Origin of the sequence: Pseudoxanthomonas sp. GM95 (assembly GCF_900109775.1) — a bacterium.
Classification (GTDB): Bacteria; Pseudomonadota; Gammaproteobacteria; order Xanthomonadales; family Xanthomonadaceae; genus Pseudoxanthomonas_A.
The window spans coordinates 1,733,387-1,754,337 of the sequence record NZ_FOAX01000001.1; the positions used below are offsets into that span (position 1 = coordinate 1,733,387).

Here is a 20,951-nt window from a genome sequence, read left to right on the forward strand (position 1 = left end):
TCCTTGCCGTGGTCTGATCCGACCCGGTCATCAGCGATCAGGCGCACCCATGAGCACCAAGGAAAGCGGAATCACGCGTCGTAACCAGGTCATTCTCAAGACCCAGGACGATGTCATCTTCTGGTGCGCCCGCTTCGCAGTCACCCCGCTGGAACTGCGCCGGGCAATCTCTCAGGCAGGTGTGGAAGTGGACGATGTCCAGCGCCTGATCCTTGAGCATCGAAAGCAGCGCCCTAGCAGCGTTTGACGCTCGGCCCGCCACCCCTTACTGGCCCGAACTCTTAGCGGAGCGCATCGGCAACCTTGCGCAACAGCGCATCCATGCCGAACGGCTTGGCAATCATGTCAGCGCCGTAGAGGTTCTGTAGTTCACTTGGAGTGTGACCTTCCATATATCCCGTCATGAAAAGCACTCTGATCTCGGGGCGCCAAGCTCGTGCGCGCTCGGCGAGCTCACGGCCATTGCCGTCAGGCAAGCCAAAGTCGGTCAGCAGCAGATCGACCTTAGAGTCACCGCGTAGAACGGACATGGCCTGATCCACTCTGGCCGCCTGCATGCAGGTGTAACCGGACTCGTTAAGCATCTGAACCACCAGATCCCGCAAGGATTCGATGTCCTCAACAACCAGGATGGTTTGCCCCGCCCCTGATGGTGTGACCTCGCCGCCCTCCGTATCAGTGTGCAGCGCAGGTTCGGTAGCCGGTAGAAGCAGCGATACAGTCGTGCCTTGGCCCACTGCGCTTTGAATGCGCAGTGTGCCCTGTGACTGCTTGGCAAAGCCATAGCTCATCGATAGGCCAAGCCCTGTCCCGGTGCCGGCCGGCTTGGTCGTGAAGAACGGCTCGAACACCCGCTCGAGCACATCCTGGGCCATGCCCGTTCCCGTATCGGAGATGCTGAGCATGGCGTAGCGCCCTGCCGGCAGGTCGTTCGACCCATCCTCCTCTACATATTGACTGCGCAGGAAAATAGTCCCGCCAGCAGGCATGGCATCGCGGGCATTAACGACCAGGTTGATGACGACATGGTCCAGTTGCCCGCTGTCGGCCAGCGCAAACACAGGCGCCTGGCAATCCTGCAGATCAAGCGAAATCCGCTCGCCGATGGTGCGCTGGAGCATGTCCTGCAGATCACGCACCTGCTCGGACAGGTCCAGTGCCCGCTCGCTCAGCGGCTGGCGCCTTGCAAAGGCCAGCATTCGCTGCGTCAGGGTTGCCGCGCGCCGCGCAGCACCCAGTGACAGGTCTGCAAACCGGCTGACGCGATCAAACGTCTTGAGCTCCACCGAGCGGTGCATCATCTCGATGCCAGTGGTAATGGTGGTGAGCAGGTTGTTGAAGTCGTGGGCGATGCCACCGGTCAGCTTCCCTAGAGCATCCATCTTTTGCGCCTGGGCGAGTTGGGCTTCGCTATTGCGTCGCTGCTCCGTTTCTACAAGCAGTGCGCTGTTGGCTTCGTACAGCGCCTGAGTCTGGTTGCGTTCCCGGCGCTTGAACTCGGTGATGTCTTCGATAATTAGCAGTGCCTTACCTGCTGCGGCCTCAGGGACGACCTTCCATAAGGTTTCAGGCATCAATAGATCGGTCAAAGCTACGCCGCCCTTCCAATGAAACTGGCGCCCGATCGCCGATTGCATGGCGGCCAGCGATGCCCCGCCGCCATGAAACTCCAAGGCAGATACGTCGAGCTTGGCGATATCGCCAAATAGTGCGACGAATGCGTCGTTGCGTTCGCCCAGTGCCAAGGTTGCATCGACCACAGCGATTGGCGTGGTCAGGTTGTGGAAAATCTCACGGAAACGCGCTTCGCTGGCGCGCTGTGCATCCTCGGCCTTCCTCACCCTTAGCAAGGTACGCAAGGTTGCCACCAGCACATCTGGATCGACCGGGTGGATCAGATAAGCGTCGGCGCCCGCATTGAGGCCCGTGATCATGTCACCGGTCGCGATCGCTGCCGCCGAGACATGGACGATCGGCAGCAATTCGGTGGAAGGCTTGGCACGCAGCACGCGCACGATGTCAAATCCACTCACGTCCGGCAGGTTGACGTCCAGGACCAGCGCCTGCACCGGGTGATCATCCAGCAACTGGAGGCCTTCGCCGCCAGTGCCTGCCTCAAGCACCACATACCCATTACGCTCCAGGACACGTCGCATCGCGTAACGCGTGGCGGCGTTGTCATCGACGATCAACAATTGCGTTGGCTGGTTCATGAGGACGGCACTTCGAGCCGGGTTGGAATGACGAGGAAGAATTCAGAACCCTGCCCAGGCGCGCTGCTCATCCCCACATGGCCCCCGAGCAGCGTGGCAAAGCGTTTGCACAATGAAAGTCCCAGCCCGGTGCCACGGAAACGCTTTTGATAGGGCGAATCGATTTGCGAGAAATCCTCGAACAGATTCGCCTGCAGCTCCTGCGGGATGCCGATGCCGGTGTCCTTGACGGTGAAGCGAACGTGCTGGGCATCTTCCATGCTGGCCAAGACCCGCACCTGGCCCTGTGGGGTGAACTTGAGCGCATTGGAAACAAAGTTGCGCAGGATCTGCGCCAGTTTCTTGTCGTCGGTAAAAAGTTGGGGGACTGGGATGGGTGGTTCGAACACCAGATCGACCTTTGCGCCCTCGGCGATAGGCCTGAACATGCCGCGCAAGGCAGAGAACAGATCCATCATGTTGAACCAGGCCGGGGAAATGGTGACGCGTCCAGCCTCGATCTTGGCAAGATCCAGCAGGTCGTCGACCATCTCGGTCAGCTCGTTCGCAGAGAGGCTGATAAAGCCCACCTGGCGATGCTGTTCCTCACTCAAAGGGCCATCGAGCTGATCGCTGAGCAGGCGAGTCATGCTCAGGATCGAACCCAGCGGAGCGCGGAACTCATGGCTCATGTAGGACAGGAAGCGGCTCTTGAGGTCCGAGGCATGCTTGAGCGCCTCAGCTTGGATGTCCAACTCGGCATACAGGGCCAGGACGCCCTGGTTGGTCTCCTCAAGCTCGGCCCGCAACGCAGCGGCTTCGGCCTGCAGTTGAGCGATGCGTTCCTGCATGTTTTCCTGATTCATCTCAACGCCCCCAGATCGAAGACCACGACGGTGGCATCGTCACGACCACGCGATGCATCCCGGTGCAGCACCCAGGCCACCACGGCAGGATGACGCCGCAATAATCCCGGATAGTCCCGCAGGTTCCAACGTGCAGACAGCCCGTCGCTGTGCATCACAAGAACCGTGCGCTCAACTTGGCTGTGGAACGCCTGCGGCCGGCGGAACGCGCCGCCCACGATGCCTGGCATGGAGGCAAGACCACGCGAGCCTTCATCTGACACCGTGCAGCCGGCGATGTTTCCCACCCCCAGGTAGGAGAGCGCGCCAGTTTCCAGTTGCATCTGAGCCAGGGCGACGGCCCCGCCCCGGGTTGCGGACATTGCCGAGTGCAGGCGTTCGATCAGTGCGAGCTGGCTGTCAAACGGGGTGCTGGAAAATCCTTCTGATGCTGCCGTGGCGGCGTCGTGCGCCAGGATGCCGTGTCCGAGCCCGTCGACCACCATGACGCTGAGGGTGCGCGCGTCCAGTGCAAATGCCCAGCCGTCGCCGCTGACCGGCTCATGGGCCAGTGGCACCTGACAGGCTCCGACCCTCAGATCGCCGCCCAGGACAGTGCCTCCGTACAAACGGCTGATCACCACGCTGCCCTTGTCGTCAGACCAAGCATCGAACATCTGGCTTTGGCGGGCGATTCCGCCCAGGCCAATGCCCTGGGTGCCACGGCTGGAATAGCCGTCAGCCAGGCAGCGGTGGAGTTCAAATCCAGGCCCCTGGTCGATCGTGACTGCCTCCAGGCCTGGACTGATCTTGCCCGGGACGACCGAAAGATAGAGGACCCCGCGGGTGGCATGCTTGAGCAGGTTGGTTGAAAGCTCGGTTGTTACAAGAGCTACCCGACCCAGATCGGCTTCGTCAAAGGACAGCGTCGTCGCCAGGCGGACTGCTTCGCGCCTGGCATGCCCTACCTGACTGGCGTCTTCGATCAGCAGGCACAATGCAGGCTTGCCGACATGGACTACGTCCACTTGGTGATGGTCACGCGCGTGCCCTGGCCGACCACGCTGTGGATGTCGAACTCATCCACCAGCCGACGCGCACCGGTCAGCCCAAGGCCCATGCCCGAGCCTGAAGTCCAGCCATCGGTCAGCGCCAAAGCCATGTCGGGGATACCCTGCCCCTGGTCAACAAAGCACAGCCTTACGCCGCGGCGAATGCCATCTTCGAGCAGCTCCCATTGCATGGTCCCGCCGCCGCCGTAGACCACGGTGTTGCGCGCCAGTTCGCTTACGGCAGTCACCACCTTGGTCTGATCGACCAGTCTCAGTCCGCAGGTCACAGCGTGCTTGCGCACCAGTTGGCGTGCCAGCACGACATCCTGCTCGTTCCTGACGTCTTGCTGCCCCTGAGCGGTAACGATCACGGCGTGGCGTCTACGCTGGCGCGCAAAAGGGCCATGCCGCGTTCGACGTTCATGGCGGTGCGCACGCCCGGCAGGCTCAATCCAAGTTCAACCAAGGTGATGGCTACCGCGGGTTGCATGCCCACCAGGACCGTGGTGGCACCCATCAACTCGGATAGCCCGGAAATGTTGGCGATCATGCGGCCGATGAAGGAATCGACCATGTCAAGCGCCGAGATGTCCAGAAGGACTCCGCGCGCACCGACTGCACTGATTCGTTCGGCCAAGTCTTCCTGCAATGTCAGTGCGAGGCGGTCATGCATCTCCACCTGGATGGTCGCCAGCAGGAAGTCACCCATCTTCAACAGCGGGATGCGGTCCATGTCAGTCCTTGCGAACTACGGCTTGTCCCGTGCGCTTGAGCGCCAGGGCCAGGGCATCTGCCAGGTTCGCCTTGGTGGTGATGCCCTGCAGATCCAGGCCAAGGTGGACGATGGTCTGAGCAATCTGCGGACGCACGCCACTGATGATGGCGTCGGCTCCCATCAGGCGGATGGCAGTGACGGTCTTGAGCAGGTGCTGGGCCACCAGTGTGTCGACTGTGGGCACGCCGGTGATGTCGATGATGGCAATCTCCGACCCGGTCTCGACGATGCGCTGAAGCAGCGATTCCATGACCACCTGGGTTCGCTGGGAATCCAGGGTGCCAATCATCGGCAGTGCCAGGACGCCGTCCCAAAGCTTGACTACCGGAGTGGAGAGTTCCAGCAACTCTTCCTGCTGGCGCGCAATGATGGCTTCGCGGGTTTTTTGAAAAGTCTGGACCGTTTGCAGACCAAGCTGGTCAATCAGGTCTGAGAGCAGCCACAGCTGCTCCGCCAGGGCCTCGGGGGCGGCTTTGTATTCCTGCTGAAGCAGGCTGAAGATCGGACGTTTCATCGAAAAAACAAAGCTGGCCGTCGATGATGAATCGAAGCCGGCCAAGGCGCGGCTACGCGACAGTGCGTCCAGGAAAGTCCGAGCATCGGCCCAAACCTCGTCTCGAACGCGCAGGCTGGATCCATCTTGGGCAGCGCTGGTGAAGGCACGAAGGAACTCACGCGCCTGCCCCTCCACCTCGGCGCGAGAGATGCGTCCATCGGACAAGGCGCCGTTGTCCTCCAGGTTCTGCATCCACTCGGCAAGGAGCGTCGACTCGTGGGACATCAGTGAAACAGTAGTGTTTTTAGACAGCCCAGTCATGAAAGTCTCCACGGTCAAGTGGCCCATATTGACTGGAAAGATCACGCTGCGAAAGTGGGATGAGATTCACGCCGGCTTGATGCTTGCACTGCTAACCGCGGCATCGGACCGGCATCGAATGCCCCTTCCAGGGGAGCACGACCTGCCAGGTGGACTGAGGGTGTGGAGGCGTGCTTGAGCCGAGCTTGCGCCTACGAGCTTACTTGTCGATGCAAGCATGCTTGCGCATCAGTATGCGGCGGCCCGCCGCCCCGAGATGCGAGTCGACTTGAGCCAATAGGCCGATGGACTCATTGACCAGCCTGCGCATCGCAAGATCGATGCCGAGCAAGAGCGCGCGCAGTTCAAGCTCATCAGCAGCACAGGCTAGATAATCGCGCCCACTTCGGGCTTCTTACAGTGCTGTCCCAAGGACATCTGCCTGGCTCAACTCAGCCAAACGAAGCCGGGTGCTGAGCTGTTCCGGTTCCGACCTCAAGTCGGTCAACTACGCGATCGCCTTGGTGGCGATATCGCGGTCGATGTGGCCCGAGGTGGCGGCCCTATCGATCATATGGCGCAATTTCGAGCTTTGCTGGACGGCGAGCCAGAGCCTCTCCACCTCTTGGTCAACTTGGAACTGAGCTACCGACCTGAGTCTTCGCGCCGTCAGCGCATCCTGCTTGGCGCGTCGCACCCGCCATGCGGGCAAAAGCCACCTGATCCTACGCATACCGCGCCTTCAGCTCCAATAGAACTCCAACCAGTTTGCACATACAGACCGCAGTCAAACGGTCGGACTGGTTCGATCTAGATCGCCGGCTTGCCCGCGATGACTCCCTGCCCTGCGTGGCCTGACCCTTGGATCCATCAAATGCCGCCCATCTGGCTTGGGCACCGATATGATCTGGTCAGGGTGATGCTTACCTGCATGTTCAATTAGCAGCGCTGAAAGTACGCGCAAGCGCCAGGATTGTGATTCGCCCGATTCAAAAACCACCAAGCCAGGTATGCGATGGAATTGGGTACCCGACAGAGGTAGAGGGCACATCAGGGTAAATTCGGCTTGGCCAGTGCCACTGGGAATGTAGGGCAGCCCCTCGAGCCGGATGGCAATCTCAGGAACACAGTATTGGCCTCGGACTTCCCAGCCCATCACGATCCAGTGCTCAAAGTCCCCGATTTTAAGAAGGTCGTGCAGCTCTGCACCGTTTCCGGCATCAAGCGCGATGCGATGCAATGATCGGGTCATGCAGCCTCGCTCAAGGGCTGCGCCGAAGGCTCCGACCGTGCGCCGTAATTTGACACGGAACGGTTCTGCGGTTCAAGGGCGGCAACTGCACGATCGATTGAAATGCACAGCATGCGAACAGCTCGTGCATAGTCGGTAGCGCTGTAACGCTGGGTCCCTTTCTTGGGGACTTGTCCGCTAGGCAGCAAGTAATGATGCTCGATCAGGACCGAAGTCTTTGCCAGAGTCGTGGCCTCCTGCATCACCCTTGAAAGCAGTACGGTTTGCTTGTCTCCCAATGACTGCTCATCAAGAGCGACGAAGACACTATCTGGCACTTCCAACACGTCCCACTGCATGGCGTATCTCACGTCATTCCATCGGCCAAGGTGCAGGGAAATGGCAAGGGTTTTCAAGTCGCTGGACCAGTCGGCCAGGCTTGCTTCGAGTGCCGGATTAGACTCAGTGATGTCGCTGCGGCTTGCGTTTCTGGGCTTGACCATCAGCAGGCCAAATACGGTGCAGGCCACGACGAGTAGCACGACGGCCACTGCCACCGTGGGGTATGTATTGGAGAATGCCGTGATCGTGTCCAAAGCGGGCGAATGAACAGAAGGAAGTAGTTTTTTACGGTGCGCCCTGTGATGGCCACGCAACGAGTTGCTGAACAGGTCACCGAAGAGCAGCGCATGAGTTCATGACGGCCCAGCACCGTTCCTACATGGCACAGATGACAGTCTCGAAGTGCCCCCCAGCTTCGAACAATTCCCATGAAAGATAACTCCAACACTTCCCCCGCATCTGAAAGCGCAAGCCCACAAGGCAGGTTCCGTCCCTCCAGCCATCTCGGGCTGGGAGGCGTCGCCATCGGCAACGGCTTTGCGCCGGCGACCGATGCGCAAAGCCAGGACACGCTCCAGGATGCATGGGACGGGGGGATCCGATATTTCGATACATCGCTTTGGTACGGACTTGGACTGAGCGAATGCAGGATGGGGCACGACCTGCACAGACGGTCCGCGGACGATTACGTGATCTCGAGCAAGGTCGGACGCCTGCTCACCGCAACGACTGGCGAGCTCCCGCAAACGATGTCGACCGATCCCCTGCCCTTTCGATATCGCTATGACTACCCGGCTGCCGACTTTCGCCGTTCGGTGGAGGACAGCCTGCCATGTCGGGCTCAGGCGTCGCGGATCAGCTCACGGCGCGCCTTACGAGGCGCTGCGTGCTTTGATTAGTGCAGAGGCCATTAGACCGATGCGTTGGGGCTTCGATCGATTTGCGAGCGTCCCAATTGGGTGAGATCGATATCCCCATCCTCACCTTGCGTAGCCAGCTCCTTGTTGACTGCCCAGTTTGCGTCCATCTCCGAGACTTTCCGGCCGTCCCGGATACTTTCCAGAACCTGGCGCTGCTGTACGTTGAAATTCATGGCGATGCTCCTGTCAGATGACTCGGCGCCGTCTTGAATCGGACGGCTCGCTGCTTTGGGGTTGCTGCATTAGCACTACAGCTGCTGTAGGTCTCACTGCAACTGTAGTTCTCTCCTTCGATGTCCAAGCACCTTGCGGGTGTCTTTGAGCGAGGGAATCAGTCCAGCGACTGCTTCTCGTCCCGCGATGGAAATGTCCACATCCGTTGCGGTCGCGATGAACTCGTTGAGCAGGCGATCCTCTGCCTCCTCAAGCTCCGTAAGGTAGGCAAAATCACCGCCGCCAAGCCCCGCTCGGACTTTGGCGTAAAGCTTCCGAGTCATGCCGAGCACGGTTCCGTGCTTGGCGGGCTCTAGTCCTACGAAGAACACGACGGCACTGAGCTTGGTTACGACTGCCTGCTTGGCGTCCGCGATGTGAGTAAAGAGATCTGCAAGCGCTTTGTCGTGAATTTTTTTTGATGCTTCCCTGTAGAAGTGCTCGCCATCGCGTGCAATCTCAATCAATGCATTGAGCTCCCGGGTGGTCTTCTTCTCGATGCTCATGTTCGTTCCTTGTCTGGTCGGACTGAAATCTCGCCTGAACTTTCTCAATCAAGCCAAGGCACGAAGCTTCGGCTCGCGCAGCCACTGGCGAACTTTTGCCGCCGAGATGAAAGCCGTCATGTCGCCGGCATCGACCACGCCCGTGTCCTTACCGACACTCCCAGCTTTGAGCAGCGGCTGGGCGCCCGCATCGCTGGCGATGGCCTTGAGGTGGGCCCACGCATTGCTGATAAAATCGATAGCCGCAGAGTCCTTAGCCAAGCTATTGCCCGCTTCCGGCGTCAGCACGATCGCTACCGCGTCGAAGATGAAAGAAGGCGTGCCGGCGAGTTGCCCGGCGGCCGTGATCTTCCTGCCATCGGATAGCGTAATGCCCAGCTTGGGCGCCACGATCTTGGTAAGCCCGCCTGCGGACTTGACCGCTTTCTGGATAGCGGCCACTGCTCCGGCGTCGGAGCCCTCGCTGACCAGGATGCCGACGCTTCTGCCCTGCAAGGTGTCCTTCATCTTCCCGATCAGCTGGATCGCCGGCGAGGGCTTCATGTCGATCGGTTCGAAGGCGGTGGCGGGCGCAGCCGGAAGTGCATCCATGCCAAGTCCATCGGCCACGCGCTGGGCCAGGTCCGGATCGATGTGGCGCAGGTGCCCGGTGACCGCGTCGCGCACGTGGGCCGTCTCAACCTTGGAAAGCTCAAAGACCAGGGCCGAAGCGATGTGCGCCTGCTCCGGCTTGGACTGGCTGCGGTAGAACAGGCGCGCCTGGCTGTAGTGGTCGGCAAAGCTCTCCGCGCGCAACCTCCCCTTGAGGCCATCATCGGCGGTTGCATGGCTGCGGAACCCGGTCCTGGTTTCCCGCGGGGAGTCTTCCTGCAGCGAGGAAGGCTCATAGGCAACCCGCCCCTTGGGCACCTGGCTCTGCATGTGCCCGTCGCGCTGGTTGTTGTGGAACGGGCACTTGGGCGCGTTGATGGGGAGCTGGTGAAAGTTGGCTGACCCCAGTCGCGAAAGCTGCGTATCCAGGTAGGAAAACAACCTGCCCTGCAGCAGCGGGTCGTTGGAGAAGTCGATGCCCGGCGGAATATTGGCCGGGCAATAGGCGACCTGTTCGGTCTCGGCAAAGAAGTTGTCGGGCCAGCGATCGAGCACCATGCGGCCAATGACCTGCAAGGGCACCAGCTCCTCGGGAATGAGCTTGGTCGGATCCAGATGGTCGAATGGAAAGCCAGCGGCGTCTTCCTCAGTGAACAGCTGAACGCCCAGTTCCCATTCGGGGAAATCGCCATTGCTGATCGCCTCGAACATGTCACGGCGCTGGAAATCCGGGTCAGCCCCGGCCACCTTCACCGCCTCGTCCCAGATATGCGACTGCAGGCCCAGCTTGGGCCGCCAGTGGAACTTCACGAAGGTGCTCTGACCTTGCTCATCGAGCAGCCGGAAACTGTGGATGCCGAACCCTTCGATCATGCGCAGCGAGCGCGGGATGGTCCGATCGCTCATCGCCCACATGATCATGTGCATGGACTCAGGAGTCAGCGAAATGAAGTCCCAAAAGGTGTCGTGGGCGCTGGCGGCTTGCGGAAAGCCGCGGTCCGGTTCCATCTTCACCGCGTGGATCAGGTCGGGGAACTTGATCGCGTCCTGGATGAAGAACACCGGGATGTTGTTGCCCACCAGGTCCCAGTTGCCTTCCTTGGTATAGAACTTCACCGCAAACCCGCGCACGTCACGCGGCGTGTCAACCGAGCCGGCGCCGCCGGCCACGGTGGAGAATCGGGTGAACACAGGCGTCTTGTGGCCAACCTCAGTCAGGATCTTGGCCGTGGTGTACCGGGACAGCGAATTGGTCAGCTCGAAATAGCCATGGGCACCTGTGCCGCGGGCATGCACGATGCGTTCGGGGATGCGCTCGTGATCGAAATGCATGATCTTTTCGCGCAGCACGAAGTCTTCCAGCAGGGTCGGCCCCCTGGCACCCGCCCGCAACGAGTTCTGGTTGTCGCTGACCGCAATGCCCTGGTTGGTGGTCAGCGGCGGATGACTGCCGCCCGCAAGCTGGTGCAGTTCATCGCCCTGCCCCCTGAGCTCGGTCGAAGTTCCGGTAGAGGTCGGGGCTTGGTTTGAAGCGCGCTTGCTTGCGGCCATGGAATGGGTCCAGTCAGCTGGCGGAGGAGACATCGATGCTCAGGCCCCAGCTGCTAACCGGGTGTTCAAGTTCGTTCGATGCACCTTCACGCAAAGTGGAGATCTGGAGTTCTATCCATCATTCCTGGCGCCGTGGCCGCGATCGCCTCAGGCGTCGAACCTGCTTTTGAGCTCGCCCAACAGGCGCCATCCTGCCTCGGTGAGTGCGTAGACACCTTCAGCATCCCGCCGCGCAAGCAGGAGCTTGCAGAGCCACTCGCACACCACAGGGTCCGGAGCCTTGCCCGAGGCACAAAGGCCAAGAACCTGATAAAGCAAGCCCACGGTCTGGAAGAGGTCGTCTGCGGACATGTCGAACTTCCAAGATTGAAGGAAGACGTGAGTCTTCCAACGCGCCAGTGCAGAAGTTTCGGCCAGGGCTGACTAATCGCTCCTGCGATTCGAGGCGACAGTCTCGCAGCGAGGATGATCTGTAATGCACGGATCACTGCTATGCAAAAGCTAGCCCATCGAACATCGTTAAGGAGGCCAACCCAACGGTTGCAGTCCCTATCGCAGCTCAGCGCAGCTTGGGGCGTGGCATCGGAACGATATAGGTCCAGTTCGCTTCAACACCGTGTCCAACGGGTGGATGCTTCTGCAACAGCTTGGCGGTCAGCGGAAGTCGCTTGAGGGCCTGCATCCCTGAGCGATCCCATTCGAGTACCAGCCAAGCCTGGCCGGGGGTTTCGATCGCTTTGCCGACGTAAAGCAAGGTGCATTGGCCCTGGCGGCTGACACAGATCGCAACCGTGAACACGCGGTCGCTTTGGATGATCGAGCTATCTACGTGCTCGGAGTCCTGCATCCAGTTAGTCTATTGCGAAAATGTAAGACAACTCCGAGCGGCCGGAGACACTGCGATTTCAACTCATCTTTGTGCAGGAGTTGTTGCAATCGCGTCTTGGAAACGCTCGCTTGCTTCACGGCGATTCAACTCGTCGAGGTCCAGCTTTTCTTAGCCCGCTTTGGGCGCAGATCAAGGCAACACGACGATGGACAGAAATCGTACTGAAGGTGCCAAGAACCAGGTCAAAGGCACTGCCAAGGAAATCGCCGGCAAGGTGACCGGTAGCAAGACTCAGGAAGCCGAAGGCAAGATCCAGAAAGGCGTTGGCAAAGTACAGAGCGAAGTCGGCAAGGCGCGCGACAACGCCAAGCCGCATCATTGACGCACGACCGTCCGGCCTCGCCCACGCGAGGCCGCGGCGGAGCAGGCGAAGCGCGGGGATATCACTATGCCCCGATGTAGATGGCCCTGAAATCGTTGACGTTGGTGTGGGTCGGCCCCGTCACGACGGCATCGCCCAAGCATCCGAAGAAGCCATGGCCGTCGTTGTCTTGCAGCGCCGCGGCCGCACGCACGCCCAGCGCAAGTGCACGGGTCAGGCTGTCAGGTGCAAGGGTGGCGCCCGCGATCTCCTCGCGGCCATCGATACCATCGGTATCACATGCGATGGCATGAACCCCGTCCATTCCTCCCAGTGCGATCCCTAGCGACAGCAGGAACTCGACGTTGCGACCGCCACGGCCGTTGCCGCGCACGGTCACTGTAGTCTCACCCCCAGAGAGCAGGACGCAGGGTGGCTTGAACGGCTGGCCGTGAAGGCGCACCTGACGCGCGATCGCCGCCATCACCTTGCCCACTTCCCTTGCCTCGCCTTCGACGGCATCGCCAAGGATGTAGGCATTGAGGCCATGACCGGTCGCGTAGGCTGCGGCCGCCTCAAGGGACTGCTGGGGCGTGGCCACCAGATGGTTCTGGATCTGTGGAAGGGACGCCGAACCTGGCTTAATGGTCTCGGTGCGACCCTGCGCAAGCGCCGCAGATACGGCTGGCGGCACTTGGATGCCATACCGAACCAGCAGGTCCATTGCCTGGGCGCTGGTGCTGGCATCGGGGACCGTTGGCCCTGATGCGATGTCGCTCAAATGATCGGCCGGCACGTCGGAGATCACCAGATTGCAGATTGGCGCCGGATGACAGGCTGCGGCCAGGTGGCCACCCTTGACGGCCGACAGATGCCGACGCACGCAGTTTATCTCGCTGATGGTGGCGCCGGCTTCCAGCAGCTGCTGGCTGATGACCTGCTTGTCCTGCAGGCTGATGCCTGGCGCGGGCAGAGGTAGCAAGGCCGAGCCACCACCGGAGATCAGGCAGATCACCAGGTCATCGGCGGTCAGCCCCTGCACGCAGGCCATGATGCGTTGGGCGGCCCGCAGCCCATTCTGGTCCGGCACCGGATGGGCGGCCTCCAGGATCTCGATCGATCGACACGGCACGCCGTGGCCGTAGCGCGTCACGACCACACCTTCCAGCGGCGTTGGCCAATGCGCTTCCAGCACCTGCGCCATGGCGGCCGAAGCCTTGCCAGCGCCGATGACCACGGTACGTCCCTTGGGCGGCGCAGGCAGAGCATCGCGAAGGCGCAGCGCCGGCTGTGCCGCATCGACCGCCGCATGGAACATGCCCAGCAGCAGCTGTCGCGGATCAGCAGGGGACGGCCCTGCGCTGCTTCCAACGGCAGGCAGCGCGCCATCAAAGCGTTCCAAGACGCTGCTCATCCCGCATCCTCCACTACTCGCAGGCCCTGGGCGAACAGCGCGGCCTTGTCGCGATACTGCTTCCAGGATGTCGCCAGTCCCTCGAGCGTTGCATCGTCGAGCTGGCGGACGACCTTGGCCGGGCTGCCGACGATCAGGCTTCGCGGTGGAAAGACCTTGCCCTCGGTCACCAGCGCATTGGCCGCCACCAGCGACTGCTCACCGATCACCGCCCCATTCATGACCGTGGCGCCCATGCCGATCAGGCTGCCCTGCCCGATCGTGCAGCCGTGCAAGGTTGCGCGATGGCCGACGGTCACTTGGTCGCCAACGATCAGCGGATAGCCGGGATCCGAGTGCAGGATCGCGCCGTCCTGGATGTTGGTCCCCTGGCCGATGCTGATCGGGGTGTTGTCGCCACGCGCCACTGCGCCGAACCAGATGCTGGCACCGGCCTCCAGGCTGACCTGGCCGATGACGTGCGCACCCGGCGCAACCCAGCAGCTTGGCGCCAGCACCGGGCGCTGGCCTTCAATCTCATAACAAGGCATATGGCTCCTCTTACATTGCCGCAACCGCACCTTTCAGCTGGCCTGGCGCGGCTGCTTGTCGGCGAAGAACGCGCTCGTGGTGGCCGGCGAACTCTTCTCCCCCGTAGGTAAGGTCGAAAGCTTCTCCTGGAACGGCACATCCGGCTTCATCAGGAAACACAGCACCGTGCCCACCACCATCACACCGACCGAGACCATGAAGGTGATGTTCCAGTTGCCCAGGCGGTCCGCAATGAAGCCGGCCACGACTGGACTGATCAATGCTGCGGTCACGCCAGTGCCGCTCATGATCCCGCTGGCCGTGCCGGCCCGTTCGTTGGCAACGTCCATCGGCACTGCCCACATCGGGCCCACCGTCATCTCATTGAAGAACATTGCCGCCCCCAGGAAGATCAGGGCGTGGAAGGGATCATTGACCAGCAGCACCGGCAGCAGCGACAGGGCGGTCAGGGCCATGCAGCCGGCCACCAGGTAGCTGCGGGCGATCTTGAGATTGCGCGTCCTGGTCAGCAGGCGGTCGCTCACCATGCCTCCGACCAGGTCGCCCACCACGCCGGCGATGAAGACGCCGGAGGTGAAGATCACCGCCTTCTTGATGTCCAGGTTGAAGCTGTGCATGAAGTACAGCGGCATCCAGCTGAGCATCAGCCACAGCGTCCAGTTGTAGCAAAAGTAGACCGCAGACACCGGCGCCATGCGACGGTAGAGCCGCGCCCAGGTCCCCGGCGGGTCGACCCGGCGCACCTTGGGCTTGGGCAGCGACTCAAGCTCCTGGGCCGTGATCCGAGGATGGTCAGCTGGAAGCTCGGTGTAGCAGAAGTACCAGGCTACCAACCACACCGCGCTGACCACGCCCATCACGTAGAACGAGGTGCGCCAGTCGAAGGCGGTCATGATCGCCAGCACGATCATCGGCGCCACCGCGTTGCCAAACCGCGCCGCCGAATGCGTGATGCCCTGGGCCATGCCGCGTTTCTCGCGCGGGATCCAGGCGCCCATGGCGCTGGTGGCCGCGGGAAAGGTTGCGCCCTCGCCCAGGCCCAGCAGCAGGCGTGCAGCGATCAAGGAGACCAGCCCACCAGCCATGCCGGTCAGGACCGTGGCCAGCGCCCAGATCGAGGCGCACACCAGCAGGGTGCGGCGCGCACCGAAGCGATCGCCGATCCATCCCCCGATGAACTGGAAGATCACGTACGGATAGCCAAAGGCGGAGAACACCACGCCCAGCTGGGTGTTGGACAGCCCTAGCTCGGTTTTGAACTGACCGGCGGCCGTGCTCACATTGACCCGGTCAATGTAGGTGATGAAGTACATCAGGCAGAGCATCACCAGTACCGTGGTACTGGCCTTCATGGACAAGCGTTTCATGAACCCTCCCAGGTCATTGTCTCTTGCCTCAGACCGACCGGTCGTGAGGAACACGCCAGCCCTGAAGGGCTAGCGCTTGTTGTTTGTTTTCGAGCCGAAGGCTGCCACCGCATCATGAAAGGCAGCGCTGCCATAGACCGCAGCCACCAGGTCGTCGTCACTGAAGCTGTGTTCCATCACCACGCGGCGGATGGACTCCTTCACCGCATGCTGGGTGACCTGCGACAAGGGGGGCAGCCGCTGCGCAAGTGCCAGTGCGCTGGCTTCCAGTTCATCGGCTTGCGCGATCTGATGGACGTAGCCACAGGCAAGCGCCTCGGGTGCATCGACGAAGTCGGCCAGCATCAGCATCTTCTTGACCCGCGGCACGCCGAAGCCTGCGATCAGTCGTGCCAGGTTACGAGCGCTCAAGGTGTTTGAAAGCGTCTTGGCAATCGGCGCTCCGAACTTGGAGCCTGCACTACAGACCCGGAAGTCGCAGGCCGTGGCCAGCGCCAATCCACCGCCGGCAGCCCAGCCGTCGATCACCGCAATCGTGGGAACGGTAATGCGCTCGACCGCACCGATCACCTTTTCGATCATTGCCTCGTAGGCCACGCCCTGCGCACCGCTGGTGAACTCCCGGAAATGATCGATGTCGGTGCCGGCGACGAAGGATTTTCCACCCGCGCCCCGGATCATGATGCACCGCACCGATGCATCTTCCTGCAGCTTGGCCATGATGCCCAGCATCAACTCATACATCTGGAGGGTCATCGCATTGCGCCGTTCCGGGCGATCAATCACCACCTCGACGATCCCTGGCGAGATGACGCGTTCGAGCACCTGCGCGCTGGCGGCGGTGTCGTTCATGACTGCACCGCGCCCAGCTCTTCCATCAGCTCCTCGTTGTGTTCGCCCAGCAGCGGCGGATGCCGGTAGACCCGCTGCGGCGTGCCGCGCATTTTCACCGGGAAGCCGATGTTCTTGACCTTGCCCTCGTTGGGATGGTCGATCTCCATGCACATCCCGCGATGCTGGGCGTGGTCGCTGCCGAAGGCTTCCGGATAGGTCAGGATCGGGCCCGCCGGGATGCCGGCATCGAGCATGGTGGTAATCCAGTGCTCTGCTTGCTGTCGGCCGAAGGAGTCTTCAAGCGCAGCAATGAGGGCTTCCTTGTGTTTCAGGCGCAAGGCGACCGTGGCGTAGTCGGGATGCGCCAGAAGATCGGGGCGTTCCAGCAGCTCGCACAGTTTGGTCCATAGCTTCTGGTTGGTCGCGCCCATGACGAAGTAACCGTCGCTCGCCTTGACCGCCTGGTAAGGCGCGCTCATCTTGTTGGCCGTGCCCAGCGGCGTCGGCGGCGTGCCGATGCCCCAGTACTCGGACATGTCCCAGATCGAGAAGGCCATGGCCGAGTCGAACAGCGACGCATCGATGTGCTGGCCCTGGCCGGACTTCTGTGCACCGATGTAGGCAGACAGCAGGCCGTATACCGCGAACAGCGCGCAGCCGATGTCTGCCACCGGCACACCAGCCTTCACCGGTGGACCATCCTTGTAGCCGGTCACGCTCATCACCCCGGACATGGCCTGAGCCATCAGGTCGAAGCCTGGGCGCGAAGACCAAGGCCCGCTCTGGCCGAACCCGGAGATGCTGGCGTAGGCGATCTTGGGGTTGAGCCTGGAGATGGTGTCGTAGTCGATGCCCAAGCGCTTGACCACGCCGGGGCGGTAGTTCTCCACGATCATGTCGGCGGTCTTGGCCAGCTCGTAGAAGAACTCCTTGCCCTCTTCAGTCTTGAGGTCCAGCGCCACCGAGCGCTTGTTCCGGTTCATATTGAGGAAGCCCATGCTGTCGGGCCCCTTCATCTTGAAGCCCATGGCGCCACGGGTCTGGTCGCCCTCCAGGGGCTCGACCTTGATGACGTCGGCGCCCATGTCGGCCAGCATCATGCAGGCGAAGGGACCGGCCATGACCTGGCTGACGTCCAGGACGCGGACGCCCGCCAGTGGCAGCGTGGCAGTTGCGGTTTCGTTCGAGTGCGCCATGGTTCCTCCGGTTCGATGCGCGAGTGCTTGCGTTGCACTCTCACCAAGGCGCCTGCCACCGGCAATGATGTGGCGGACATGGCAGGTTTCGCAGAATTCGAAAGCACTAAGAGTGAGCCGCCAAACACGCGACAGCTATGCGGACACGTGGCACCACTTCGCCAGCAATCGGTTCCGCTCAAAACGCGCTGAAAGATAGATGCGGCAAGGCGTGGGCATCTGCGCCCGGCCATTTCGAAAAGCAGCGAAAGGCCTGCCCGCCGCCGCTGACTTGCGAGCCGCAAAAGCGCCTTAGACCATGGTCGCAATCCACGCCAAGGCGTCGCTCGGCCGCCTCCCCCGACGACACTAAGGTGCCTCAGGACCTGGACGTGGACCCGCGCCTGAGCTCGCTCACGATATTGGCCAGAGTCTGCCCTTGTGCATGCCCCTCGACGTAGGACAGCACGTACTGGCGATGCTGCCAGTTCCCGTCTAGCTCAGCCTGGCCGATGGTGGCGCCAGGGTCGAAGAAGCGATGGACCTCAGGTGGCATCAGCCCGATCCCAAGTCCATGCCGCACCATGTTGAACATGGTGTCGAAACCGGAGACCAGGAAGTTGTTGGTGAACGCCCTGCCCTGGTTTCGGAAGGCCCGCTCGATGGCGGCCAGGGTGGCCGAGCCCTTGCCCAGGGAGATCACCGGCTTGTCGAACAAGGCTTCCAGCGGAACCGGATCTGCATCAAAGCTGAAATGGGACGGGTTGTAGACCAGCACCAGCCGATCCTCCCGATATGGATATTGCCTCAAGTCCAGGAAACCACTGCGCGATTCGTAGATGCCGATGTCGATCACCCGGTCGCGCAGCGACTGCTGGATGATGCGGCTGTTTTCTTCGACGATCTTGAGGCTGATGCCGGGATAGAGCTGCTGGATGCGGGCGATGTCGCCGCAGAGGAACTCGATGATCACCGCCTTGGGCGCGCCGATGATGATGCGACCGTCCAGGCCGCTGACCATCGCCTGGGCATCGCCGGCCAGGCGATCGACCAGCATATCGACCTGCTGCAAGTGCACGATCAGCTTGTCGCCAGCCTCGGTCACCTCCATGCCATGCGGCAGGCGCCGGAACAGCTTGACGCCCAGCTGCTCCTCCAGCTCGGAGATCCGCCTGGAGGCCGCCGCAACGGCCAGATCGAGGCGATTGGCGGCGCGCGAGATGCTGCCCTCCTCGACCGTTGCCAGTATCAAGGCGATGGTTACCGTGTCCAATCTCAAATCAACCACCCTTCCATCCATTCAGGCGGCACAGATCCGCCAAATTGTCATCGATAGCCGACCATAAGCCCCCGAGCCGCAACGCGCCATCAAGCCCATGGTCCACCCTACTGAGATAACCACAGCGCCCTTGCAGCAAGGCCCTTAAGATCACCCCTATGCAGAAAAGAATTCTTGTCCGCAACTCGCCGATCCATGGCAAAGGGGTCTTCGCCCAGGTCGACATATCACCCGGCCAACGGGTCGCCCAGTACCGTGGCGTCGTCAAGTCCAGCGAGGATGCCGAGGCCGATGATCTACATGGCATCGACTCGGGCCACACGTTTTTGTTTTCGCTCAACGACCAGTTTCTGCTTGATGCGACGAGATCGCGCTGTGCAGCCAAGTGGTTCAACCACAGCTGCCAGCCCAATTGCGAGAGCGTACTCTACGAGCACGATAGTGACGACCGCAGCCTGGACAGGATTATGTTCCACGCCATCAGGCCGATTGCGCCAGGCGATGAGCTCACCCTGAGCTATGGGATCTGCCTGCCGGTCAGACACACCAAGCGCATGCAGGCGTTATGGGCGTGCCGATGCGGCGCTGATACCTGTAGCGGAACGATGTTAGCTCCTAGGTAGCTTCACTTAGTCTATCGGCAGCTAGCGGCGTCCGACAGCAGACATCCCGCAATAAGGCCGGAGAAGCTCCTAGACCTGTCCAGCATGAAGGCGCATGGTTATCTTCATAAAAATGAGGCATTCCGAATAGGGCTACCGCTTCATCGACCCTGGATAACTCTGTGCTTTTCCCGGTCTGAAAGAAGAATGAAGTCCCGGTCGTTCAGTTCCGTACCATCCTCCTGTTCAAGGTTGAATGGAAAATATCCCAATCGATCAGCCTTGGTCAGCTGATTGCTGTAAGCATGCATCAGATCAATTGAGCACACGGGTGAGCTTAGAACAGCCATCAGTTCCCCGTTGTGCTGGCACTTCTCCTTGTCAAAGGCAAGGAATAGCTTCCCGGCGGGTTCAAATCTGTCGATCCACAGCGAGAACCTGGTGATCAAGGCCACTTCAGTCGTGGCCTGTGGCTGATCTTCTATGTAGGCCATCAGCAAGTCCCCAAGCCGGACTCTGCGGTGAAATATGCGCATGTGATTCCATGACGGCTGAACACCAACTCATGGTGATACTGCCAACCAGCGGCCGCCATGATGTTCATCAGGACGTAGCCGCCATCTGCACCCGATGTCTCTGTGGTATCTGCTTGCTCATATTGGAAAGCTCCCTGGCAGCGAACCTCACGCAGTGCCGCGCGAACGGAGGTCTCGAGGTCTCCGGCCTCATTCGGTGCATTGCAACAACTTCTAAAGACATAGTTGACCATCGTATTTCACCTGGAGGCGAAGCCCACGAAGAACATCTGACGGAAGCGAAAGTAAACCCGTCGCTTGTCGAGCTTTTTGACCGGATCCAAAATCAGCGCGAGCGAGTTAGGCGAAACACAAATCCGTCACTATCTAGCATGTCGCGCATGAGTTCTTCGGCAGCCTTGATCGGGGTATCCGACATGGCTCGCAACTGGTATGTCACCGACTGATCGAACTCTTCACCCCTGCATCGGCAGGTGACGCTTGACCCGGGACTGCCACCGCACGCAGTCTTCCACATCGACCCAAGACGCTCAGGACCAATGGACTGCCCATTCCTCAGATGGAGGAGGATCAAATAGGTCTGTCTTGGTTTCATCGACGTTCCAAGCGCCGAGCGGCACCTGCAACATGAGCAATCATCGATTCTTGCAAAGCCACGCGCACTTGCTTTCGAAAAGGATGCACGCAGGCAAACGGGTGCGGGAGTGGCCTGTATTGCACACCGGCCATCGCCCCTTGCTGAGACGCCCGGTGGGTGAAGCGATAGGCCTTGCTTCCTGTCACAGAGATTCCCAAAGAGAACGCGGGAGCCCCCCGTTCTTGCAAGCTACGCGCTATGAACGGCCCCCGTCGAAAATTCGGACCAACGGTGCGCCCGGTTCGCATTTGACTCCCCGTATGGGAGCCCAGGCGCCTCATAACGATCACTACTTGTGTAGCCGCCCTACAAAAGCTGGGCGATAGTACAGATCCCCAACAGAAACAGGCCGCCCATGACCCAGTCCCTCCG

23 protein-coding genes and 1 pseudogene are annotated in these 20,951 nt (G+C 61.0%); 4 read left to right on the top strand and 20 right to left on the bottom strand.

Annotation, left to right across the window (positions count from 1 at the left end):
• Positions 1–49 precede the first annotated feature (49 nt).
• Positions 50–247, top strand: a complete 198-nt coding sequence (locus BMZ17_RS07940) for a DUF3606 domain-containing protein (RefSeq protein WP_093137921.1) — start codon at positions 50–52, stop codon at positions 245–247.
• A gap of 34 nt (positions 248–281) precedes the next feature.
• On the opposite strand, the gene BMZ17_RS07945 is transcribed toward BMZ17_RS07940, so the two are convergent.
• The 8 genes from BMZ17_RS07945 to BMZ17_RS07980 form a co-directional block, all read right to left on the bottom strand.
• Positions 282–2,213 carry a response regulator gene (locus tag BMZ17_RS07945; RefSeq protein WP_093137922.1) on the bottom strand — a complete coding sequence of 644 codons (1,932 nt, stop codon included), beginning with the start codon at positions 2,211–2,213 and terminating at the stop codon, positions 282–284.
• Complete coding sequence (locus tag BMZ17_RS07950) at positions 2,210–3,043, bottom strand: sensor histidine kinase (protein WP_254775216.1); 834 nt, start codon at positions 3,041–3,043, stop codon at positions 2,210–2,212. Before BMZ17_RS07950 ends, BMZ17_RS07945 begins: the two co-directional genes overlap by 4 nt.
• 11 nt (positions 3,044–3,054) lie before the next feature.
• The gene (locus tag BMZ17_RS07955) at positions 3,055–4,065 is read right to left on the bottom strand and encodes an ATP-binding protein (protein WP_217645743.1); all 1,011 of its coding nucleotides are present in this window, start codon (positions 4,063–4,065) and stop codon (positions 3,055–3,057) included.
• Entirely contained in the window at positions 4,056–4,457 is a 402-nt protein-coding gene (locus BMZ17_RS07960) for an anti-sigma regulatory factor (RefSeq protein WP_093138111.1), read from the bottom strand. The genes BMZ17_RS07955 and BMZ17_RS07960 overlap by 10 nt, the downstream gene beginning before the upstream one ends.
• On the bottom strand, positions 4,457–4,822 hold the full coding sequence (locus BMZ17_RS07965) for an STAS domain-containing protein (RefSeq protein ID WP_093137924.1): 366 nt from the start codon (positions 4,820–4,822) through the stop codon (positions 4,457–4,459). The genes BMZ17_RS07960 and BMZ17_RS07965 overlap by 1 nt, the downstream gene beginning before the upstream one ends.
• Position 4,823: 1 nt before the next feature.
• A complete protein-coding gene (locus tag BMZ17_RS07970; protein ID WP_093138112.1) occupies positions 4,824–5,681 on the bottom strand; it encodes an STAS domain-containing protein in 858 nt (285 codons plus the stop codon).
• A gap of 766 nt (positions 5,682–6,447) precedes the next feature.
• On the bottom strand, positions 6,448–6,912 hold the full coding sequence (locus tag BMZ17_RS20905) for a hypothetical protein (protein ID WP_139202830.1): 465 nt from the start codon (positions 6,910–6,912) through the stop codon (positions 6,448–6,450).
• Positions 6,909–7,448, bottom strand: a complete 540-nt coding sequence (locus tag BMZ17_RS07980; RefSeq protein ID WP_175485506.1) for a hypothetical protein — start codon at positions 7,446–7,448, stop codon at positions 6,909–6,911. The genes BMZ17_RS20905 and BMZ17_RS07980 overlap by 4 nt, the downstream gene beginning before the upstream one ends.
• A gap of 213 nt (positions 7,449–7,661) precedes the next feature.
• Between BMZ17_RS07980 and BMZ17_RS07985 the strand changes: the two are divergent.
• A pseudogene (locus tag BMZ17_RS07985) lies at positions 7,662–8,063 on the top strand (aldo/keto reductase); the annotation flags it as partial.
• Between the two features lie 80 nt (positions 8,064–8,143).
• Here the strand turns inward: BMZ17_RS07985 and BMZ17_RS07990 are convergent.
• From BMZ17_RS07990 to BMZ17_RS08010, 5 genes are all read right to left on the bottom strand, one after another.
• The gene (locus BMZ17_RS07990) at positions 8,144–8,326 is read right to left on the bottom strand and encodes a hypothetical protein (protein WP_093137928.1); all 183 of its coding nucleotides are present in this window, start codon (positions 8,324–8,326) and stop codon (positions 8,144–8,146) included.
• A 93-nt stretch (positions 8,327–8,419) separates the two neighbouring features.
• Positions 8,420–8,872, bottom strand: coding sequence for a PA2169 family four-helix-bundle protein (locus BMZ17_RS07995; RefSeq protein ID WP_093137929.1), 453 nt, complete (start codon positions 8,870–8,872; stop codon positions 8,420–8,422).
• A 48-nt stretch (positions 8,873–8,920) separates the two neighbouring features.
• Positions 8,921–11,014 (bottom strand): catalase, encoded by a 2,094-nt coding sequence (locus tag BMZ17_RS08000; protein ID WP_093137930.1) that lies wholly within the window; start codon positions 11,012–11,014, stop codon positions 8,921–8,923.
• A gap of 147 nt (positions 11,015–11,161) precedes the next feature.
• Entirely contained in the window at positions 11,162–11,365 is a 204-nt protein-coding gene (locus BMZ17_RS08005; protein ID WP_093137931.1) for a hypothetical protein, read from the bottom strand.
• A 208-nt stretch (positions 11,366–11,573) separates the two neighbouring features.
• Positions 11,574–11,861 (bottom strand): hypothetical protein, encoded by a 288-nt coding sequence (locus BMZ17_RS08010; protein WP_093137932.1) that lies wholly within the window; start codon positions 11,859–11,861, stop codon positions 11,574–11,576.
• Between the two features lie 187 nt (positions 11,862–12,048).
• Between BMZ17_RS08010 and BMZ17_RS08015 the strand changes: the two genes are divergently transcribed.
• Positions 12,049–12,225, top strand: a complete 177-nt coding sequence (locus BMZ17_RS08015; protein WP_093138113.1) for a CsbD family protein — start codon at positions 12,049–12,051, stop codon at positions 12,223–12,225.
• A 64-nt stretch (positions 12,226–12,289) separates the two neighbouring features.
• Here the strand turns inward: BMZ17_RS08015 and BMZ17_RS08020 are convergent, their stop codons facing one another.
• The 6 genes from BMZ17_RS08020 to BMZ17_RS08045 all read right to left on the bottom strand — a co-directional run bounded on the left by BMZ17_RS08020 (position 12,290) and on the right by BMZ17_RS08045 (position 18,813).
• Entirely contained in the window at positions 12,290–13,618 is a 1,329-nt protein-coding gene (locus BMZ17_RS08020) for a glycerate kinase type-2 family protein (RefSeq protein ID WP_093137933.1), read from the bottom strand.
• The gene (locus tag BMZ17_RS08025; RefSeq protein WP_093137934.1) at positions 13,615–14,148 is read right to left on the bottom strand and encodes a gamma carbonic anhydrase family protein; all 534 of its coding nucleotides are present in this window, start codon (positions 14,146–14,148) and stop codon (positions 13,615–13,617) included. Before BMZ17_RS08025 ends, BMZ17_RS08020 begins: the two co-directional genes overlap by 4 nt.
• A 33-nt stretch (positions 14,149–14,181) precedes the next feature.
• Entirely contained in the window at positions 14,182–15,516 is a 1,335-nt protein-coding gene (locus tag BMZ17_RS08030; protein ID WP_093137935.1) for an MFS transporter, read from the bottom strand.
• Positions 15,517–15,585: 69 nt separating this feature from the next.
• The gene (locus BMZ17_RS08035) at positions 15,586–16,368 is read right to left on the bottom strand and encodes an enoyl-CoA hydratase (protein WP_093137936.1); all 783 of its coding nucleotides are present in this window, start codon (positions 16,366–16,368) and stop codon (positions 15,586–15,588) included.
• Positions 16,365–17,546: a CaiB/BaiF CoA transferase family protein gene (locus BMZ17_RS08040; RefSeq protein WP_093137937.1), complete on the bottom strand. Its 1,182-nt coding sequence runs from the start codon at positions 17,544–17,546 to the stop codon at positions 16,365–16,367. The genes BMZ17_RS08035 and BMZ17_RS08040 overlap by 4 nt, the downstream gene beginning before the upstream one ends.
• Positions 17,547–17,904: 358 nt before the next feature.
• Positions 17,905–18,813, bottom strand: coding sequence for a LysR family transcriptional regulator (locus BMZ17_RS08045; RefSeq protein WP_217645744.1), 909 nt, complete (start codon positions 18,811–18,813; stop codon positions 17,905–17,907).
• A 149-nt stretch (positions 18,814–18,962) separates the two neighbouring features.
• On the opposite strand from BMZ17_RS08045, the gene BMZ17_RS08050 reads away from it, so the two are divergent.
• A complete protein-coding gene (locus BMZ17_RS08050; protein WP_093137939.1) occupies positions 18,963–19,427 on the top strand; it encodes an SET domain-containing protein in 465 nt (154 codons plus the stop codon).
• Between the two features lie 140 nt (positions 19,428–19,567).
• On the opposite strand, the gene BMZ17_RS08055 is transcribed toward BMZ17_RS08050, so the two are convergent.
• Positions 19,568–19,900 (bottom strand): hypothetical protein, encoded by a 333-nt coding sequence (locus BMZ17_RS08055; protein WP_139202832.1) that lies wholly within the window; start codon positions 19,898–19,900, stop codon positions 19,568–19,570.
• Positions 19,901–20,951: the final 1,051 nt, after the last annotated feature.

Excerpts from the sequence above, each read along its gene's own strand:
- BMZ17_RS08025 (WP_093137934.1), bottom strand. The coding sequence starts at position 14,148 with ATGCCTTGTTATGAGATTGAAGGCCAGCGCCCGGTGCTGGCGCCAAGC.
- BMZ17_RS20905 (WP_139202830.1), bottom strand. The coding sequence starts at position 6,912 with ATGACCCGATCATTGCATCGCATCGCGCTTGATGCCGGAAACGGTGCA.
- BMZ17_RS07995 (WP_093137929.1), bottom strand. The coding sequence starts at position 8,872 with ATGAGCATCGAGAAGAAGACCACCCGGGAGCTCAATGCATTGATTGAG.
- BMZ17_RS08010 (WP_093137932.1), bottom strand. The coding sequence starts at position 11,861 with ATGCAGGACTCCGAGCACGTAGATAGCTCGATCATCCAAAGCGACCGC.
- BMZ17_RS08005 (WP_093137931.1), bottom strand. The coding sequence starts at position 11,365 with ATGTCCGCAGACGACCTCTTCCAGACCGTGGGCTTGCTTTATCAGGTT.
- BMZ17_RS08050 (WP_093137939.1), top strand. The coding sequence starts at position 18,963 with ATGCAGAAAAGAATTCTTGTCCGCAACTCGCCGATCCATGGCAAAGGG.
- BMZ17_RS07990 (WP_093137928.1), bottom strand. The coding sequence starts at position 8,326 with ATGAATTTCAACGTACAGCAGCGCCAGGTTCTGGAAAGTATCCGGGAC.
- BMZ17_RS07970 (WP_093138112.1), bottom strand. The coding sequence starts at position 5,681 with ATGACTGGGCTGTCTAAAAACACTACTGTTTCACTGATGTCCCACGAG.
- BMZ17_RS07965 (WP_093137924.1), bottom strand. The coding sequence starts at position 4,822 with ATGGACCGCATCCCGCTGTTGAAGATGGGTGACTTCCTGCTGGCGACC.
- BMZ17_RS08040 (WP_093137937.1), bottom strand. The coding sequence starts at position 17,546 with ATGGCGCACTCGAACGAAACCGCAACTGCCACGCTGCCACTGGCGGGC.
- BMZ17_RS08030 (WP_093137935.1), bottom strand. The coding sequence starts at position 15,516 with ATGAAACGCTTGTCCATGAAGGCCAGTACCACGGTACTGGTGATGCTC.
- BMZ17_RS08015 (WP_093138113.1), top strand. The coding sequence starts at position 12,049 with ATGGACAGAAATCGTACTGAAGGTGCCAAGAACCAGGTCAAAGGCACT.
- BMZ17_RS08000 (WP_093137930.1), bottom strand. The coding sequence starts at position 11,014 with ATGGCCGCAAGCAAGCGCGCTTCAAACCAAGCCCCGACCTCTACCGGA.
- BMZ17_RS07940 (WP_093137921.1), top strand. The coding sequence starts at position 50 with ATGAGCACCAAGGAAAGCGGAATCACGCGTCGTAACCAGGTCATTCTC.
- BMZ17_RS08020 (WP_093137933.1), bottom strand. The coding sequence starts at position 13,618 with ATGAGCAGCGTCTTGGAACGCTTTGATGGCGCGCTGCCTGCCGTTGGA.
- BMZ17_RS07945 (WP_093137922.1), bottom strand. The coding sequence starts at position 2,213 with ATGAACCAGCCAACGCAATTGTTGATCGTCGATGACAACGCCGCCACG.
- BMZ17_RS08035 (WP_093137936.1), bottom strand. The coding sequence starts at position 16,368 with ATGAACGACACCGCCGCCAGCGCGCAGGTGCTCGAACGCGTCATCTCG.
- BMZ17_RS07950 (WP_254775216.1), bottom strand. The coding sequence starts at position 3,043 with ATGCAGGAACGCATCGCTCAACTGCAGGCCGAAGCCGCTGCGTTGCGG.
- BMZ17_RS08055 (WP_139202832.1), bottom strand. The coding sequence starts at position 19,900 with ATGGCCTACATAGAAGATCAGCCACAGGCCACGACTGAAGTGGCCTTG.